Raw genomic sequence first — 18,384 nt, 5'->3', positions numbered from 1 at the left:
GTGAAGATCATAAATCTTATTAATCTGAACCAAATGCACAATGTCATTAAGTTAAGGGAATAAATCTCAAAAGATGTCACCCTGAGCGTAGTCGAAGGGTATTTATTTACGATTAACCAACCTCAAAAAGTCTTCGACTACGCTCAGACTGACAATCGTGGTGCTTTAATGAATTGACCGAATGCGTTCTGCGGGTATAACAAAACTGATGAAAGTAACACTTTGAACACCATTGACTATTCTTCCAATGAGCAATTCCATTTTTTTGCCTTTTAATATCAACTATGAAAACTAGTTTTATCCGCAGCGAAAACACATCTAAAACACATGGTTTTAGCTGCGAATAATAGATTTTATTTTAATAAGATTGTTCTGGGATAGTCGGGAACCACTATTTTTTTAGACCAAAGAACTCAGAAACATGTAAAAGCATATTTAAATTACTTGCTTTTTCCATGCGCAGATAATTCTACAATGTTGTCAGCAAACAAATTATGTGCTCACATTGTATATTAGGGATTATGTTCAAAATCATTCTTAGCCTGTTCCTAATCTGTTCTACACTCCTTGTAAAAGCGCAACACCCTCCTGTTTTTGCAGCTATGCGTACTGATTCGAGCTTTATTAAACTCTATAATTTGGATATTACCTTAGTAAAATACAGCTATAAACCCAATGGTGTAAAATTTTTGGTGGTACACGATAATGAAGATACGGGTGTAAAGGCTGGTTTTGATTATATCCGATGGTATGGCGGTGAATTGATCGACAGTCAGTACGGAGCCGTTCGGGATTATTATTTCAGCTATATGGACGACCAGTACCGCATAGACCCTAATGCGATCTACACCGAAGTGGGGGTTAATACCAGGTTAAAGAAAAACCAGTTCAGCTCTAACGAAGTTGAAAAAGCCATATTAAATGCAGGAAAGCAAATTGTAGATTTTTACGATCCAAAAACTACGGGTTATTTTTTAACCCTCCATAACAATGCCGATGGTGGTTTTGGAATCTCGTCTTATTTACCAGGTTACGATTTAGCCAGCACCGCCGATTCCGTTTACATTAACTTCCAGATGGATGGTGACGATCTTATTTACGTAACCGAGCCAAGATTATTCAGCAGCTTAAAAAAGGCAAACGTGAATGTAATTCTTCAATCTAAATTTGCTTCCAATGATGGTTCCCTATCGGTTTATGCCATGCAAAATAATATCCCTTATATCAATGTAGAAGTGCAGCACGGGCATCTGGAAGAAAATTTCAGGTTGATCGAACTTGCTGTTGCTACACTGAAGGAACATGGGATAATCAGGAAAGAATAGATAAGACATTGAAGAAAATTTAAGCTTATTATTCTATCTATTGGTGTTTTAACCACCGAAATAAATTAAGACATTTTAGCATCTTAAGATTTGGAAATGAGCATACAGTGGTTCATGGAGGCTTGTAGTCCCGCTTTGCGCTTTATCCCGATTAAAAATCGGGATGCTCGCTGCAATCGGGTTTAGGAACAGGGATTCTGCATCCTGCAACCCTTAAAATGAAAAGCTGTTTTGGCCAATTAGCCCCGGTTGAAGTGGTACCCTGTAGCAACGAGGTACGAGGAAGCGAAGCGTACAAGCGAAAAACGGGAAGAAATGTATTTTTTTTGTAGTGACCTTGCGCTCCAAATAACCGATAGATTTTTTAAGGAACAAAATCCTAATTTATCTCCTTTATTTTCGTAACCAGAAAAGTAATCAGCAGGCCAAAAACGGAAATGATTCCAAAAGAATAACGCAAGCTCGATAATTGCGAAACATAACCAATTAAGGGCGGACCAAACAAAAAAGCAAAATAACCGATACTCGAAACCATGGTTATGGCTTTACCAGCAGGCACTTTTTTGTTATTACCCGCTATGCTATATACCATCGGTACAATACTCGAAACGCCCAAGCCAATAAGCATAAAGCCAAAAATGGCAACAATCAGATTCGGGAATATTACGGCAAGTGCCATACCTATCGATATAATGGCACCACTGATCTGCAACAGGTTTTTCCGCCCAAATTTACCGATCAAGTATACGCCCAAAAACCTTCCACTTGCCATCATAAACATAAACGATGCATAACCAATAATCGCCCTATTATGAGGTAACTTCACCACATCTTCAAAATAAATAGCGCTCCAATCGAACATTGTACCTTCCGTAGCCATACTACAAAATGCGATAACACCCAATAACACTAAAATACCTTGTGGCATGGTAAAAAACTTTGTCTTCTCAATTACGGTATCTGGTTTATTATAGTTCAGCAACTTTTTCCAGTTAAGGGTTACATTGGTTAAAGATATTAGGGCAATAATCCAAAAATGGGTATACATGCCTAATTTTAAGTTAACCAAACCGAGCGCAATTAATGCACCGGTTAAATTACCGATACTCCAGGCGCCATGAAAAGAACTCATAATAGGTTTGCCGTAATAGTTTTCGCCGGCAACACCCTGTGTATTTAAGGCGATGTTACAAAGATTACCTGTTATGCCGAATAAAACCAAAAAAGCAGCCAGTTGCCAACCAGTAGTGGCTAGTGCTAAAAAAGTTAAGGCAATTGCATATAATGGCGCAGTTGCCCTGAGCATTTTTTTACTACCGAAATGTGTGGTCAGTTTTGCAGAAAAAAACATGGTAATGATCTGTCCTGCAGGTAATGCAAAAAGAATAGAGCCTAGTTCTGCATCATTTAAACCCATTGAAGCTTTAAAAGTTGGAATCCTACTGGCCCAACTTGCAAAACAGACCCCTTGCATAAAGTAAAAGGCAGATATGGCTAAACGTACTTGTTTTGGAGAGCTTTGTGCTAATACAGGTTTATCTTCTTGTCTATTTAAAATTTCCTGTTCTTGCGTGCTTTCTTCCAAAGTGATGTCTTAAAATTATAGAACTGCAAAGTTCTTTAAATCTATTGGAAATACCGACAAGTTTTTAACATTTTATCAAAAATTTGTTGCTTATAGGGTTAAAATATTAGATTTTCCATTTTTCCAATTCATAAGCACTATCCCAGAACATCCATTCTAAACGGGTTGCCATTTCGAAAGCATCCAGCATTTTTTGTTGAGTTGCGGCATTGGCCTGTGCTGCCAGTTGATTTGTAATATCAATTGCTTTTTCAACTGCTGCAGCAAATTCGATTCCTGCATACATATCAATCCATCTCTTATAGGGATTTTGATCATTGGTCTGTTGAGCGAAAATATGATCGCCCACCGCTTTATAAATCCAAAAGCAGGGCAAAACAGCCGCTACTGCTATTTCTACATTGGCGTACGCAGCCTGACTAAGAATATAATTGGTGTACAAGAGTGTAGATGGAGTGGGTTGCACCTGGCTTGCTAAACCAAATTCTACAAAGTAACTTTCGTGCAAACTCCGCTCGGCAAATATAGCGCCTGTAGAAAATCCGGCAAAAGCCATTACCAAATCTGCATCTTGCATACGCCCGCTAATAGTGCTTAGCGTCCGCCCAAATTCTAAAAGGTAATAGGCATCCTGTACTAAATAGAAGATAAATTTTTCTTTCGGTAAGGTACCATTGCTCAGCTCCTTATTAAAGGGCATGGTTAAAATTTTATTATAAATGGGTTTAACCCGTTCCCAGGCATCGTCGCTCCACTTCATTGGATAATTAATCTTAAAGGTTCGAAAAAGTGGTTTAGCGGCCCATTACCTTCACCTGTTTTTACTTCGCTACCAGCTTTTAAGGCCTGGCTGATGTAGTTTTTTGCATTTTTAATTGCGGATAATAAATTGTTGCCTTTCGCCATTTCGGCAGCTATAGCCGATGAAAGTGTACAACCCGTTCCATGTAGATTTTTAGAAGCAATAAAGGCACTTTCTAAAACCACCGGAATTTCAGTACCAGAAATGAGCACATCGTAAATAATCGGCCCAGCCAAATGACCACCTTTAACTAAAACTGCTTTTGCGCCTTTTTCGATGATTTTCTTCCCTGCCGCAACCATATCATCGAGGTTATTGATTTTTTGTTCCGAAAGGATTATGGCCTCATCTATATTTGGTGTAACCAAACTAACGATAGGGAACAATTTTTCTACTAATTGGTTAACGGTATCGGGTTCGATTAAGCGGTGACCGCTGGTAGCGACCATTACCGGATCTAAAATAACAGGAACAGATTGCTGGTAAGCTTTTAGTTCTTTTTCAATCACCTGTACCACTTCGGCACGGTTAATCATTCCAATTTTAATGGCCACTGGTGCTATATCATCCAATACTGCCTGTAACTGATCTTTAATCATTGCAGCCGGAATACCATGCACTGAACGCACCCCTAGCGTATTCTGTGCAGTTACCGCTGTAATTACCGATGTACCAAAACAGCCCAGGGCCGAAAAGGTCTTCAAATCGGCCTGAATGCCAGCCCCACCCCCACTATCTGAGCCGGCAATTGTTAATACTTGAATGTAATCCATTGCTAAAGACTTCATTTTGTTGTACAACTTCAGGAGTCTTCAAATGCCGAAGGCATTTTATGCAATTATTGCAGACAAACTAATTTCCTACGCCAGCATGATCCGGATCAGGTCCATTTGAGGTTGATGGCTGGAGGATTTTAAGGCTGAAGGAAACTAACCCTCTACCTTTTTACTTCTGCCTTTAACCTCAAAAAGGGTATATTCTCAGCCAACTTATTTGAAGGCACCCCTAAAGTTTTATTTTGTAGCGCAATATAGGGCTTAGTTTTTATTCTTTGTTTATAGAAATGAATTATATATAAAAATCCCGATATAAATACCGGGATTAAAACATAATAATTAATAAAGGAATAGGTAAATTATATCTTATCGGGTTGATAAAACCGAACGGTACCATCTCCTTCATTTGAAACAATTAATAAACTTCTGCCATTCGGGCTATCTTTTGGTTTAACAAACATCAAACCTTCCGGTGCATCGCCGGTAGAGAATAACTGAACAAATTTTGGTGCTGCCGGATTGGTTACATCATAAATAGCAATTGCATCTGCACGTTCCATGCCAATAAAAGCTAAAGTTTGCCCGTTTACTTCAGCCACGGCGATCCCTTCAACCTCAACCCCTTTTTTATTTGCTCTTTTGGGGTCATATTTTCCGGCATCCGACACTTTTTGCGCCAGTTCTTTGCCTATATTGGCCACTAACTGACCAGTATTGGCATTAATAATGCTGAAACTGCGGGTGCTAAAAGAATACAGTTCATCATAATCACCATCGCCGTCCGTATCGCCATAATTTTTCGCAACGATAAGTTTACCCAAATTTTCATTTAACTTTAGTGTTGCCGCATTCGGGAATTTAACAGGATCTAGGATCAGTTTACTGCTGCCCACCTCTATTTCTTCGGATGTTTCTTTCGACCAATCACGTGTATCGCCCTCATTGGCCAAGGCCAGGTAAGCATTACCGTTTGCGGTAAAATAAGATATGGCATCAGGCAGGTAAAAACCCTTAACCTGCCATGTTTTAAATTCTGGCTTATCATCTTTTACTGTAAAATCAACGGCATTTTCTGCAATACTGAAATCCCTAGTGCCCAATGGGATGATTTTGTTGATTTTGCCTGCAACGATATCAACTTCTGCTACGCCATTGTTTTCCTGTAAGGTAACGTAGGCTTTTTTAGAGTCTGCACTTACGGTGATGTACTCTGGTTCTATATCTTGGGCAAAACTTGCATTTGGGCCATAAATGCGAAATCCATTGGCAATTAGGCTTGATTTTTCTGATTCTAATCCAGCAAAATTAAACGTTTTAACTACATAATTATCTTTGATATTGATAACCGAGATGCTTCCAACGGGATCAACAGTATAGCTTGCATTTGGCTCGCCTTCGTTTGCAGATAAAATATAATTTCCATCCGGACTGAAAGTTACCATATCTGGCATAGCACCTACGGTGATTTTTTTAACTTCTGATAAATCTGATGTTTTCAGCACCAAAACATCGCCATTACCTTGTTTATCTGCACCATCTAAAGCGATTGCCAATAAACCGTTATTTACTGCCACACTATTAATACCAGCGTTTGCTGTATAGGCTAAGGTTTGTAATTTGGTAACATTTGGATACTTGCTCATGTCTACAACATCAACCTTGGCACCACCATCATTGCTTACTACAAACAATTTTTTGGTTAAGGGATCGTAAGCAGAAATTTCTGAAGCGAATTCACCGCCTAAATCAATAAATGCAGTTTCTTTAAAGCTGTCTATTTTTTCTGGAACAACGGCTTCGACCGGAGGATCTACAATCGGATCATCAGTTGAATCTTTTTTACAGGCAGCAAATGCCAGCGAAGCAATAAAAATTGCACCAAATAGTTTTTTACAGTTCATGGTTTTTTAATATCTGAATCGCAAAAATAAAAGTGCAAAACTTTATTTTTTAACCTGCAAACATTATCATTTGGTTAAGGAATTGTGAAGAAAAGCTAGAGCGGAAGACAAAAGACCAAAGTTGAAAGACTAAAGTAGAAACCACCTTCATCTCGATTCGATAGTTATCAGTCCGATATGAAGAAAGTGGCTGAAACAAAAAAAGTCCCGATATAAATACCGGGATTAATGATATGTGCAATTTACCAACAAGATACTAAACAAGTTACCGTTGACAGACTCCAAAAAAAGCTCGTCATCTCGACCGAAAGCGCGAAGTGGAGAGATCTATCAAAACAGATTTCTCGACTCCGTTGCACCCGATAACTATCGGGTCCGCTCGAAATGACGGTAACTCGGGGGATTTTTACGCGTAGATTAATTGCTGTCAATCATATTGATTTTTATACAATAAATTATCCCTCAATATGAAGGTTGGATAATAATTAAATATGTATTGCTCTGTTATCAGTTGCAGCAAGTGCCGCTTCTTTTAGCGCTTCAGTATAAGTTGGATGTGCATGGCAGGTACGGGCGATATCTTCAGCAGATGCGCGGAATTCCATAGCAATAACCGCCTCAGCAATCATATCCGCAGCACGCGGACCAATCATGTGTACACCTAAAACCTCATCAGTTGCAGCATCAGCCAGAACTTTAATGAAACCATCGGTATCCATACTTGCTTTTGCACGTCCGCTGGCTTTGAACGGAAACGAACCTGCTTTATATTTTGTTCCTTTTTCTTTTAACTGCTCTTCTGTTAAACCAACAGATGCAACTTCCGGCCAGGTGTAAACCACACCCGGAATTAGGTTATAGTTAATGTGTGGTTTTTGTCCGGCGATGGTTTCTGCAACATAAGTACCTTCATCTTCGGCTTTATGCGCCAACATGGCACCCGTAATTACATCGCCAATGGCGTAAACACCACGAACCGAAGTTTCTAAATGTTCATTAACAGGGACTTTTTTACCTCTTTCTTCTATTGTGATTCCGATTTTATCCAAACCTAAACCTTCTGTATAAGCCGTACGGCCAACCGCCACGATGCAATAATCAGCGTCGAAATTTACGGCTTCACCCTTCGCGTTTTCTGCAGTAACGGTTACAGTTTTACCATTATTTGTAGCGCCGGTAACTTTATGATTCATAAAGAATTCCATGCCCAGGTTTTTCTTCAATACGCGTTGAAGTTCTTTACCTAAACTTGCATCCATTGTCGCAATGATGGATGGCAAAAACTCAATTACTGAAACTTTTGTACCTAAACGGGCATAAACAGAACCTAACTCCAAACCAATAACTCCGCCACCAATTACAACCATCGACTTTGGAACTTCTTTAATATTTAAAGCCTCTGTTGAAGTAATGATGCGTTTTTTATCAACTGGCAAAAATGGCAAGGATGTAGGTTTAGAACCCGTAGCAATGATTACATTTTTAGCGGTTAAGGTTTCCGTAGAACCATCAGTTTTTGTGATTAAAACTGTGTTTTTATCTACAAATGAACCAACGCCTTCGTAAGAATCGATTTTATTTTTCTTGAACAAATAAGTAATACCAGCCGTATTTTGTGCAACAACATCGTCTTTACGGGCGATCATCTGCGGCATATTTACTTTAAGGCTTTTTAAATCGATACCGTGAGTAGTAAAAGTATGAGCAGCATTATGAAAATGCTCTGATGAATCTAACAAGGCTTTAGATGGGATACAACCAACGTTTAAGCAAGTACCTCCAAAAGTTTTATATTTTTCTACTACTGCAGTTTTTAAACCTAACTGAGCACAACGGATTGCGCCTACATAACCGCCCGGCCCTGAACCGATAACAACGACATCGTATTGCATAATTTCTTTAGAATTTTGATTAGCCAAATGTAGGGAAAAAAGGCGGAAAGCTGAAAGTCGATTAGGCTATAGAAATTGCTTATTAGTCATTTGTTTATCAGTTATGGCTTATAGTACCAGCTTATCGTTCTATATTAAGGCTCAACGGGATATTTTTTGAAGGTTCAAAATTCATAGGTTGCTGAGCGTACAAAACATTTTACTTTAAGACTATAATGTTTGATTAACCCAATGAACGAATGAACAATGGATAAGTCAAAGCCGAGCATTTGCCATTAATTAATTATAAATAGAAATTAAGCTATTAATGGTGTTAACTGATGGTAAGGGCATCAAACCATATTTAAATGAACTTATTAAACCGATTGCCCAAAAGTGAGTAAATTACTATCCGGATCGAGCATGGCAAATTCCTTTTGTCCCCATGGTTTTGTTTGCAAATGCCCATTCGGATGAATGCTTTGTTTAGTATCCTGCATCCATTTGTATAAACCCTCTATATCATCTGTACGGATATAAACTTGTCCGTAGTTTTCTTTCGGATCGAGTGTTTCGAATAAAAAAAAGTGAATCTGAACATGATCTTTTTGCACCATAAGGTAATCCTTAAAATTATCTACCCCAATGTCTTTAAAGCCTAATTTATTCACATAAAAATCTCTGGTGATTTCTTTATCACGCATTGGAAGTTTCGGATTGATTTCTGTTAGCATATTTTTTTATTTCAAAAATGAGGAATTTTCTAAACAGCAGCACTTGATCGAAATCATGAAATTCAATAGTTAGCTCTAACCCTACTTAGGGTTTCGGGCGCTATTTTAAGATATGAAGCGATCATTTTAACTGGAAAAACCTGGACAATGAGCGGCTTTGCATTTTTAATATAATTATATTTTTGGACAGGGCTTAATGCATTGTCGAAAAGGTAAGTCCGGTGATTAGCCTGATCAAAAATTCTTCCCAGGTTTAAGAAAGACTGCGACCTTGCAATTAGCTCATGCAGGTTAATTAAACTCAATTCAATTACCTTTGCATCCTCAAATGCTTTAATCATAGTGCTTGATGGCATTTGCTTAATCAAACTCGGGTGATTAAACATCCATTCTTCGGGCAGGTGCAGATCGATGATTGTTTCAGTTTCATAGTCAGACTGAAATTGAACAAAAGATCCGGATAGGATGAAATAGACAGATTGGCAAATCTCACCTTGACGCAATAGCATATCATTTTTCTCAAATGATTTTCGCACTATCTTTTCTTCAAAAAGAAGCAGATCTTGAAATGAAAATGATCCGACACTGAATAAAATTTCCTGAGCTGACATCATATAAAATTCAATTATTTCGGCTGGTGAGGTATCAAAAACAACTTATTGATTAGCGGTTTTTCTAGTGATTAAATAGGCAACAATCAAATTTGGAATCCAGCATAACCAGGCAACAACCAGGTAGGCTTTTGAAAAATCACCATAAGCCATGGTCAAAATTGGTAACCAAATCCTTAATGTTACCGCAGCAAAACAAGCCGCATAACTATAAACCATCATTTTTTGATGTTTTTCAATTTCTCCGTGTTTAATGTATAAATAAGCTTTTAATGTGGTGTAAAACCAAACGACGCCTAAACAAATAAATCCTGCAGAAGAAACCCATCCACCTGTTGCAAAAAAGCCTATATAAATACCTGCTAATGCGCTAAGCAGCACGGAAACCACATAAACCTTACCCAGTTTTCGGTGTAATGCCATTCGCCTGTTTCTCATTTTCGGACTAAACTGTGTCCAACCTATTAATAAAGCGATTCCCCCCAAAATGATATGCGTATAAAAACCAAGGTTCCAGAAAGTATTACTCAACAACTCAACCGACTTTGATTTTAACAATCCAAATTTTCTATCGATCAAAAAGTAAATCATTGGATAAAGTCCAATCAGCAATGCGAAGCTTGCAAATAAAATCCATAATCCTTTTTTTACCATATTAAGTTCTATTGCTTTATACTAAGCTAGATAATTTTCAAGAACTAAATCAATTCCTTTTGCAGCATAAATTCTTTGGCATTGGCAAAACTAAGGAACAGCTCATCAGCGATTTTCAGTTTTTGATGTGCACGCACATTATTTTGTATGGCGTAACAGGTAATACCGGCAGCTAAGGCCGATTTAACACCATTCAAGGTGTCTTCAAAAACGATGCATTCTTCTTTCGCTATCCCCAACCGCTCCACGCAGAGGTTATAACTTTCTGGATCGGGTTTTGATTTGCTTACATCGGTCCGGGTGATAAACAAGCTGAAATATTTGGCCAAACCATTGCGTTCAAAAACAGCTTCAACATCAATTTTAGGACTGGCTGTAACTACCGCAAGTGTAAGTCCCTTTTCGTAAGCAAACTGCACAAATTCTAAGGCATAAGGCATCAACTCAATATCGGTCGTTCTAAAACCATCAAAAGTTATCTTTTCTCTTCTGTCAATGAAGCTGGCTAAATCTTCATCAATTTTATAGCGGTCTATAATGGTTTTTGCATTTTTAGGCAAGGGGATTCCAGCGTAATTTGTTAACCAATCCTTAAAATCCAGCGTAACTTCGTATTCACACAAAAACTTATTCCAACAATCGAAATGAAACTTCTCCGAATCAATTAATGTACCGTCTAAATCGAAAAGCAATGCTTTTATTTTACTCATTATAAATTTTTAACTGAAATTAGCTTATGGGATTATCTCAAAAAGGAAAAACTGCTGCACCTGCGATTTTCCAAAATTATTATCTACACAAAATATCAAAGAATGGTGTCCGTTTGCAAGTTTTGGACCGAAAGTTACCCCTTCAAAATTATCAATGTGCCTGCTTAAAGTATCAAAATCGAAAAGTAGTTTTTTGCTAAGCGGTTTAGGCGGATTTTTAAGAAACGAAGCATTCTCAATTTCATTCTCTGCGCCATTCAGATCAACCAGGTAAAGTTTTAAAAAAGTATGGTCATCGTACCCCTTTGCCCATGCCCTTTCCATAACCAAAAGCGTATGATTGTCTATGGCTAGTATTTCCGAAATTCCATTTACATTCCAGTCATTGTCTACTGTAGGCTTAACAGGTAAAGCATCAAGGTTATAGGCATATTGTGCCACATTCTTTTTAGCCGCCACATCGAACTTTAAAATCCGCGTTAAAGCCTTATCATAACCGAAAGAAGACTGTGGGCCATCCTGATATAAAGGCTCCTCTAAACTGGCATATAATGTTTTATATTGATCGGCATAGGCTAACCCTTCAAACAATGCATTTTTCCGTGGACCGCTCTCCGTTTTGGTAAAATGAAAACCTTTTGGCAGCGGAATGGTATCTAAAAATTTTCCGATTGTAGAAATAAAAGTTAAACCGGGTTGAACAATGGTAGTATCGCCGTTTTTAAACAACCTTTCCCCTTCGCCGCTCCAGATCAATTGTTTGGTAACCGGATTATAACGAACGGACTCTCCATCTGGTTTTACACTTTTATCCGTTCCATATTTGGGATATTGTTTTCCGTTTTCCTGTAAGAGGTACGTAACTCCTGTAATTCTGATGGTATCGATTTTATTTTCCTTGAGATCAATCTGTGCAGTGTAAATCCTTGCCGGGCTAAATTGCGAGGGATCATCACTGATCAGGTAATACTGGTTTTGTGCTGCATCGTAATCAATTCCCGATAAACCACCTACTACAGAATTTTGGAAATTTAAGTTTAAAGGCATCACGTATTCATGCAGAAATTTAACCGACGAAATACTGGTTTCTACTTGCTTAACTGCAGCATATTTGGTTACCGAACAGGAGGAGAATACAACAGCAAAAAGCGCATAAGCAAAGAAGAACTGGCGTGTGGGTTTCAAATCGAAATGTTTAGGTTGCAAAAATATGTTTTTTTGATGCAACAATTTATAGTTTTTGCCAGTGAGGCTGAGATGAGCACAGGATAATCTATTTTATGGTGTCAGATGGTACCATCTGACACCACATCAATATAACGATAGAAACCTTACAATTAAGCATTTTTTCAAAATAAAAAGTCGGATGATAACATCCGACTTCACGCTAAAACCAAATAATTATATTTAAAACAACTTACCAATTACTCGGTAAGTAATATTCGTTCCATCTACAATTTCTTCATAATACACATCATCAGGCGAAACAAAATATTTTTCATTTTTAATGGTCACCTCTCTGCATCCTTCTGGCAACTGGTTAATAATATCACCGATATTATGTGTATCAACCGGACCATCAGTCGTATTTAAAACCCCATCTTTTCCGGCCACTACATATACAGTTTTACCATCGGCATTCTCTTTTTGGGTATAATAAACGCCTTTATACTCGTAATAATCAACCCCATTAATGGTTACCTGATTGGCATCCGATGGTAAATTCGGAACTTCAGCACCCACTGGTGGCGTTACCACTTCGTATTGATCATTATTTTGTTGATAAAACAATCCACCAGAATAATAAAACTGCGTTGGACCATACCAGAATGGATAATAGCCATAAGGCAACACGCCAATCCTGAAACCTAAAAACGGCCTGTAGAAATTGTAATAACTGTAATATGGCCTGTAATAAGGTCTTCCGTAACCAAATCTGTAACCATAACCCGGCCTGCCATATCCCGGATGATAACCTGGTCGGTTATAACCATAACCTGGTCTACCAGAACGAATGCCAGAAGAAAAGCTACCTCTGCCCGGCGCTCGCATAGATGGCTGACGTGAAATAGAGCCACCACCTCTTGATGAGCCAATTGAGCCCGATCTGCCTCCGCCGAAAGAACCACCGCCGCCCCTACTTGGCCGCTGTGCAGAAACACTTTCGATACTCAAGGTTGCTATCATCGCTGCTACAGCGAAAACAACCAATCCTTTATTTAATAACCTGTTCATTTTTTTGTGTTTAATTCGATTATCAATATGACGGTTAAAATTCTTAAAAGATTATCCCTTAACAAGATTTAACTAAATTTTGATAAAGTGATGACGAATAAAGGGTTAAGCTGTATAAAAATACGCAATGGAAAAGCCACAATGCCTCATCATTACTTATTTTCGATTACCTATCACTAAGGCTTGCACAACACACTTCTGACCCCGGTCTTCCGACTTTCGGACTACTCCATTATCCATCACACCTCTTCCATTATACATCTTTAACAAACCTTTTACGAGCTATTTTTTCTTATCAATCGTTAATCAGCTATATTTAAATTTTATTCCTAAAAACCAGCTTGAATGAACCTTACCAGAATTTTCAGTCTTTTATTTTGTCTGTTTATTTCTAATGAATTAATGGCTCAACAAACCGATTCGGCTTACGTGAGAGAAAATTACACCAAAATAGAGCGCCTGATCCCCATGCGCGATGGAGTTGAGTTATTCACTTCCATTTATATACCCAAAAATCAATCCAAAAAATATCCGTTTTTAATCAATCGTACGCCTTATACTGTTGCCCCTTACGGCGAAGATAAATATAAGCTTAGCCTCGGCAATTTCCCAGCCATGATGCGCGAAGGATTTATTTTTGTTTACCAGGATGTGCGTGGCCGCTGGATGAGCGAAGGCACCTTTGCCGATATCCGCCCTCAAGTGGTGGAAAAAAAGGGTAAAACGGCTATTGATGAGAGTACAGACACTTATGATACCATTGATTGGTTAATAAAAAATGTAAAGGGCAATAACGGAAAAGCCGGGATTTATGGTATTTCGTACCCGGGGTTTTACTCTACCACTTCATTGCCAAATGCGCACCCGGCTTTAAAAGCCGTCTCGCCACAGGCTCCCGTTACCGATTGGTATCTAGGTGATGATTTTCACCACCGCGGCACTTTATTTTTAATGGATGCCTTCAGTTTTATGGGCAGTTTTGGCGTTCCCCGTCCTAAACCCATTACACCAGATCAAGGCCCCAAAGGTTTTCAGTTCCCTATCCAGGACAATTACCGTTTCTACTTAGAAGCCGGCTCAGTTAAAAATTTGAAAGACCGTTATTTTGCAGACAGCATTAAATTCTGGAACGATTTATTTAAACATCCAAATTTAGATACCTTCTGGAAATCGCGTTTAATTACCCCACATTTAACCAATGTAAAACCTGCGGTAATGGTAGTAGGCGGTTTTTTCGATGCTGAAGATGCTTATGGAACCTTTGCCACTTACAAAGCCATCGAGAAACAAAATCCTGGCGCTAATAATATCCTGGTAGCTGGTCCATGGTTTCATGGTGGCTGGGTACGCAGCGATGGCTCTTACCTTGGCGACATCAACTTTGGCAAAACCACCAGTATCGATTATCAGCAACAGTACGAACTGCCTTTCTTTAAACATTATTTAAAAGGCGAAGGCGATTTTAAACCTTCAGAAGCCAATATATTTGTAACTGGCAGTAATGAATGGAAAAAATTCAATACCTGGCCACCACAAGACGTTGAAACCAAAAACCTGTATTTACAGCCAAACGGAAAATTAACTTTCGAAAAAGTTGGCAGAACCGATAGCTGGGACGAATATGTAAGTGATCCCAACAATCCCGTTCCTTATCAGGATGGTATCCAGGCCAAACGTACCCGCGAATATATGATCGACGATCAGCGCTTTGCCGCCCGTCGCCCGGATGTTAAAACTTATCAGACTGATGCCTTAACAGAAGATATCACCCTAACCGGACCAGTGCTGGCCAATCTTGTGGTTTCTACCACCGGAACAGATGCGGATTATGTGGTAAAACTGATCGATGTTTATCCCGAAGATGCACCAAACCCGGTACCGAATCCTAAAAACTTAATCATGGGTGGTTACGAGATGCTGGTACGTGGAGAGATCATGCGTGGCAAATACCGCAACAGTTTCGAAAAACCTGAAGCTTTTGTTCCTGGCGCCATTACCAAAGTAAATTATCCCTTGCCAGATGTTGCGCATACCTTCAAAAAAGGACATAAAATCATGATCCAGATTCAAAATTCATGGTTCCCTTTAGCTGATCGCAATCCGCAGAAATTTATGGATATTTACCAGGCAGAGCCACAGGATTTCCAAAAAGCAACACACAAAATTTATCACGATGTGCACAACAGCTCGTTCATTACCGTTTCGGTGTTGAAATAAATCCATCTGCCCCGGTTCGTGTCGCCACGAACCGAAGACCAACGGTCAATAGCATAATAAATAAAAAAACTATTTATCCTTTTGCAATAATTAATCGTTTTTAACGATCATAAACAAATTAAAATATACCGCCTCGGTTCTCGTGTCTCCACGAACCGAAAGCGTCGGTCAACCAATAAACAAATGAAAAAATTATTTATCCTTTTCGCGCTTGTTTTCAGCATTCCAGCTTCACAGGCACAGATACTTGGCAAAAACCAGGTGAACTCCCGGGCCGATAGCCTACGTGGAACCCTCACTCCATTACGTACCTGTTACGATATTAACTATTACCACTTAGACGTAAAAATCGATATTGATCAGAAATCCATCACCGGAAGCAATGAATTTGCCTTTACCGCTACACAAGATTTTAATAAATTACAGTTCGATCTTTTTGACAACCTCAAAGTAGAAAAAGTAGTGTATAAGGGTACTGATTTACCTTTCACAAGGGAATATAATGCTGTTTTCGTAACCTTCCCAAAAGCAGTTAAAAAAGGAAGCAAAGATAAATTCACGGTTTTTTACTCGGGTAACCCTACTGTGGCCAAAACCCCACCATGGGATGGCGGTTTTATCTTCAAAAAAGATGCTACAGGTAATCCATTTGTATCTGTAGCCTGTCAAGGGCTTGGCGCCAGCGTGTGGTGGCCAAATAAAGATCACCAAAGTGATGAAGTAGACAGCATGTTGATCAGCATCAGCATACCTAAAACTCTGCAGGAAATATCAAACGGAAGATTGAGAAATACCGTCGATAAACCTGATGGTTATAAACAATACAACTGGTTTGTGAGCAACCCCATCAATAACTATGATGTAACGTTTTACATCGGTAAATATGCCCATTGGCAAGATATTTACGATGGAGAAAATGGTAAACTCAGCATCGATTACTGGGCTTTACAAACCGACAGTGCCAAGGCCCGCCCGCATTGGGATTCCGATGTTAAACCCATGCTAAAATGTTTCGAATATTGGTTCGGTCCTTACCCATGGTACCAAGACGGTTACAAACTTGTTCAGGCACCACATTTAGGTATGGAACATCAAAGCGCCGTTGCTTATGGCAATCAATTTAAACCAGGTTATCTGGGTAAAGATTTAAGTGGCACCGGCCATGGCTTGAAATGGGATTTCATCACCATACACGAGAGCGGCCATGAATGGTTCGGGAATAGCATCACCTCAAAAGATATCGCCGATATGTGGATACACGAAGCTTTTACCAATTACTCGGAAGTATTGTTTACCGAATGTACCGAAAATAAAGCAGCTGCTGATGAATATGTAATCGGACTACAAAAAATTATCCGTAACGACATTCCTATCATCGGTCCTTATGGTGTTAATAAGGAAGGTTCAGGCGATATGTACCCAAAAGGAGCAAATATGATTAGCATTATCCGTCAGCTCGTTAATAACGACGAGAAATTCAGACAGATTCTCCGCGGATTAAACAAAACTTTTTATCATCAGACCGTAACTTCTGCCCAGATCGAAAATTACATCTCTAATCAGAGCGGTTTAAAATTGGGCAAGATTTTCGACCAGTATTTACGTTATACCAAAATACCGGTTCTGGAATATAAAATTGATAATGGCAACCTGTCTTACCGCTGGATAACCGATGTTAAAGATTTCGACATGCCTGTACGTGTAACTTTAAAAACCGGTGCTTACACTTTAATTAAACCGACAAACGATTGGAAAACCGTAAAGGTTGATGCCAGTATAAACACAGATAATTTTAAACAGGATCCGTTATTTTATGTTAACCTCAAAAAAGGGTAATCTCCTTCCAGACTTACGAAGTTTCTCAGGGCCTATAGCTCGGCCGACTTCGTAAGTCAGCCAGCAACGATAATTTTCAACTTGTGCAACTTTTCTTAAAAACAACCGTCTTATAAGAAAAGCTCATTATTCATCTAAAATATAAAATCTATAACCATGAAAAAAGTATTTGCAATATTATTGGCATCATTAACACTTACCGCTGGCATTAACGCAATTGCAAAAGACGGCACCCTTATCCACGCTGCAAACAAAAAGAACGACGAACGTAATGTTAAAAATTTTAACGGTGTTGCTTCAGCAGGGCCAATCAACGTAATTGTAACCTTAGGTAATACCGAAAGTTGCCGTTTAGAAGGCGATGCAGAGGCAATTGCCTCAATCGTTACTGAAGTAAAAGGCAATGTTTTGGTCATCCGCCCACAAACCAGCATCACCAGCTGGTCTAGAAAATACGAAGGCAAAAAAATTACAGCTTACGTAACAGCAAAAGAACTGGCCAGCTTAACCGTAAGTGGTGATGGTAACTTAACCGTCAACGGAAAAATCAGCACCGGTAGCCTGACCACCACCGTAAGCGGTTCTGGTAACATTAAAGCAGCAGCCGATGTAGATGATTATAGTGGTGTAATTAGCGGTTCAGGAGCCATAAACATCACTGGCGGTGCCGATCGCGCCAAAGTGGTCATCAGCAGTTCAGGTACATTTTCCGGTAAATCTTTTTCAACAAAAACATTAACCAGCACCATCAGCGGATCAGGAACTGTAAATATTGCAGTTAGCGAAAGCATCAGGGCTGTAATCAGCGGATCAGGAAGCGTTAATTATTCTGGCAATCCAACTATCGATAAAACTGTTATCGGTTCAGGTGGTGTAAGAAAAATGTAAAATCAGATTCATCATCATACAAGGAACGCCCCGGAGAATTCGGGGCGTTTTTTTGTGCACTTCATTCCTTCGCTATGGTTCGTGTCTTCAAGAACCATAATTTTTTTGTGTATAATCTATATATACAGAAAATGACCGTTAACAGCATTTGGCGGTCTTCAGCCCTGCTTTTCATTTCAAGTCCTCGCTACGCTGTGGGCTTTCCATTCCAATCAGGTTTAGGAACGGAGGTTTGTGCG

The 18,384-nt window shown here is 39.0% G+C and carries 15 protein-coding genes; 4 read left to right on the top strand and 11 right to left on the bottom strand.

Features of this window, described 5'->3' with window-relative positions; translation table 11 throughout:
- Nucleotides 1-521 precede the first annotated feature (521 nt).
- The gene (locus FFJ24_RS24745) at nt 522-1,325 is read left to right on the top strand and encodes a hypothetical protein (protein ID WP_138819762.1); all 804 of its coding nucleotides are present in this window, start codon (nt 522-524) and stop codon (nt 1,323-1,325) included.
- A 379-nt stretch (nt 1,326-1,704) separates the two neighbouring features.
- Here FFJ24_RS24745 and FFJ24_RS24740 read toward each other — a convergent pair whose 3' ends face one another.
- The 11 genes from FFJ24_RS24740 to FFJ24_RS24690 form a co-directional block, all read right to left on the bottom strand.
- A complete protein-coding gene (locus FFJ24_RS24740; protein ID WP_138819761.1) occupies nt 1,705-2,910 on the bottom strand; it encodes an MFS transporter in 1,206 nt (401 codons plus the stop codon).
- A gap of 106 nt (nt 2,911-3,016) precedes the next feature.
- Nucleotides 3,017-3,670: a TenA family protein gene (locus tag FFJ24_RS24735; RefSeq protein WP_138819760.1), complete on the bottom strand. Its 654-nt coding sequence runs from the start codon at nt 3,668-3,670 to the stop codon at nt 3,017-3,019.
- Complete coding sequence (thiD, locus tag FFJ24_RS24730) at nt 3,667-4,485, bottom strand: bifunctional hydroxymethylpyrimidine kinase/phosphomethylpyrimidine kinase (RefSeq protein ID WP_210419426.1); 819 nt, start codon at nt 4,483-4,485, stop codon at nt 3,667-3,669. Before thiD ends, FFJ24_RS24735 begins: the two co-directional genes overlap by 4 nt.
- A 362-nt stretch (nt 4,486-4,847) precedes the next feature.
- Nucleotides 4,848-6,389: a choice-of-anchor I family protein gene (locus FFJ24_RS24725; RefSeq protein ID WP_138819758.1), complete on the bottom strand. Its 1,542-nt coding sequence runs from the start codon at nt 6,387-6,389 to the stop codon at nt 4,848-4,850.
- 485 nt (nt 6,390-6,874) lie between these two features.
- Entirely contained in the window at nt 6,875-8,281 is a 1,407-nt protein-coding gene (gene lpdA / locus FFJ24_RS24720; protein ID WP_138819757.1) for a dihydrolipoyl dehydrogenase, read from the bottom strand.
- A gap of 356 nt (nt 8,282-8,637) precedes the next feature.
- Nucleotides 8,638-8,994, bottom strand: a complete 357-nt coding sequence (locus FFJ24_RS24715; RefSeq protein WP_138819756.1) for a VOC family protein — start codon at nt 8,992-8,994, stop codon at nt 8,638-8,640.
- 62 nt (nt 8,995-9,056) lie between these two features.
- Nucleotides 9,057-9,608, bottom strand: a complete 552-nt coding sequence (locus FFJ24_RS24710) for a Crp/Fnr family transcriptional regulator (RefSeq protein WP_210419425.1) — start codon at nt 9,606-9,608, stop codon at nt 9,057-9,059.
- A gap of 42 nt (nt 9,609-9,650) precedes the next feature.
- On the bottom strand, nt 9,651-10,259 hold the full coding sequence (locus tag FFJ24_RS24705; protein ID WP_138819755.1) for a DUF2306 domain-containing protein: 609 nt from the start codon (nt 10,257-10,259) through the stop codon (nt 9,651-9,653).
- Between the two features lie 44 nt (nt 10,260-10,303).
- Entirely contained in the window at nt 10,304-10,969 is a 666-nt protein-coding gene (locus tag FFJ24_RS24700) for an HAD family phosphatase (RefSeq protein WP_138819754.1), read from the bottom strand.
- A 24-nt stretch (nt 10,970-10,993) separates the two neighbouring features.
- The gene (locus tag FFJ24_RS24695) at nt 10,994-12,154 is read right to left on the bottom strand and encodes an esterase-like activity of phytase family protein (RefSeq protein WP_138819753.1); all 1,161 of its coding nucleotides are present in this window, start codon (nt 12,152-12,154) and stop codon (nt 10,994-10,996) included.
- 222 nt (nt 12,155-12,376) lie between these two features.
- Nucleotides 12,377-13,204 (bottom strand): DUF6515 family protein, encoded by an 828-nt coding sequence (locus FFJ24_RS24690; protein WP_138819752.1) that lies wholly within the window; start codon nt 13,202-13,204, stop codon nt 12,377-12,379.
- 345 nt (nt 13,205-13,549) lie between these two features.
- On the opposite strand from FFJ24_RS24690, the gene FFJ24_RS24685 reads away from it, so the two are divergent.
- From FFJ24_RS24685 to FFJ24_RS24675, 3 genes are all read left to right on the top strand, one after another.
- Nucleotides 13,550-15,421, top strand: a complete 1,872-nt coding sequence (locus tag FFJ24_RS24685) for a CocE/NonD family hydrolase (RefSeq protein ID WP_138819751.1) — start codon at nt 13,550-13,552, stop codon at nt 15,419-15,421.
- A gap of 183 nt (nt 15,422-15,604) precedes the next feature.
- Nucleotides 15,605-17,257: a M1 family metallopeptidase gene (locus tag FFJ24_RS24680; protein WP_138819750.1), complete on the top strand. Its 1,653-nt coding sequence runs from the start codon at nt 15,605-15,607 to the stop codon at nt 17,255-17,257.
- 156 nt (nt 17,258-17,413) lie between these two features.
- On the top strand, nt 17,414-18,145 hold the full coding sequence (locus FFJ24_RS24675; RefSeq protein WP_138819749.1) for a head GIN domain-containing protein: 732 nt from the start codon (nt 17,414-17,416) through the stop codon (nt 18,143-18,145).
- The last annotated feature ends 239 nt before the right edge of the window (nt 18,146-18,384 follow it).

The organism is Pedobacter sp. KBS0701, assembly GCF_005938645.2.
In the GTDB taxonomy this organism is placed as follows: Bacteria; Bacteroidota; Bacteroidia; order Sphingobacteriales; family Sphingobacteriaceae; genus Pedobacter.
The sequence above is the reverse complement of the archived record's forward strand: the minus strand, read 5'-3'. Positions and strand labels throughout refer to the sequence as shown.

Coding starts and splice junctions, on each gene's coding strand:
- FFJ24_RS24745 (WP_138819762.1), top strand. CDS start 522: ATGTTCAAAATCATTCTTAGCCTGTTCCTAATCTGTTCTACACTCCTT.
- FFJ24_RS24680 (WP_138819750.1), top strand. CDS start 15,605: ATGAAAAAATTATTTATCCTTTTCGCGCTTGTTTTCAGCATTCCAGCT.
- FFJ24_RS24675 (WP_138819749.1), top strand. CDS start 17,414: ATGAAAAAAGTATTTGCAATATTATTGGCATCATTAACACTTACCGCT.
- lpdA (WP_138819757.1), bottom strand. CDS start 8,281: ATGCAATACGATGTCGTTGTTATCGGTTCAGGGCCGGGCGGTTATGTA.
- FFJ24_RS24685 (WP_138819751.1), top strand. CDS start 13,550: ATGAACCTTACCAGAATTTTCAGTCTTTTATTTTGTCTGTTTATTTCT.
- FFJ24_RS24710 (WP_210419425.1), bottom strand. CDS start 9,608: ATGATGTCAGCTCAGGAAATTTTATTCAGTGTCGGATCATTTTCATTT.
- FFJ24_RS24690 (WP_138819752.1), bottom strand. CDS start 13,204: ATGAACAGGTTATTAAATAAAGGATTGGTTGTTTTCGCTGTAGCAGCG.
- FFJ24_RS24700 (WP_138819754.1), bottom strand. CDS start 10,969: ATGAGTAAAATAAAAGCATTGCTTTTCGATTTAGACGGTACATTAATT.
- FFJ24_RS24735 (WP_138819760.1), bottom strand. CDS start 3,670: ATGAAGTGGAGCGACGATGCCTGGGAACGGGTTAAACCCATTTATAAT.
- FFJ24_RS24715 (WP_138819756.1), bottom strand. CDS start 8,994: ATGCTAACAGAAATCAATCCGAAACTTCCAATGCGTGATAAAGAAATC.
- FFJ24_RS24705 (WP_138819755.1), bottom strand. CDS start 10,259: ATGGTAAAAAAAGGATTATGGATTTTATTTGCAAGCTTCGCATTGCTG.
- FFJ24_RS24725 (WP_138819758.1), bottom strand. CDS start 6,389: ATGAACTGTAAAAAACTATTTGGTGCAATTTTTATTGCTTCGCTGGCA.
- thiD (WP_210419426.1), bottom strand. CDS start 4,485: ATGGATTACATTCAAGTATTAACAATTGCCGGCTCAGATAGTGGGGGT.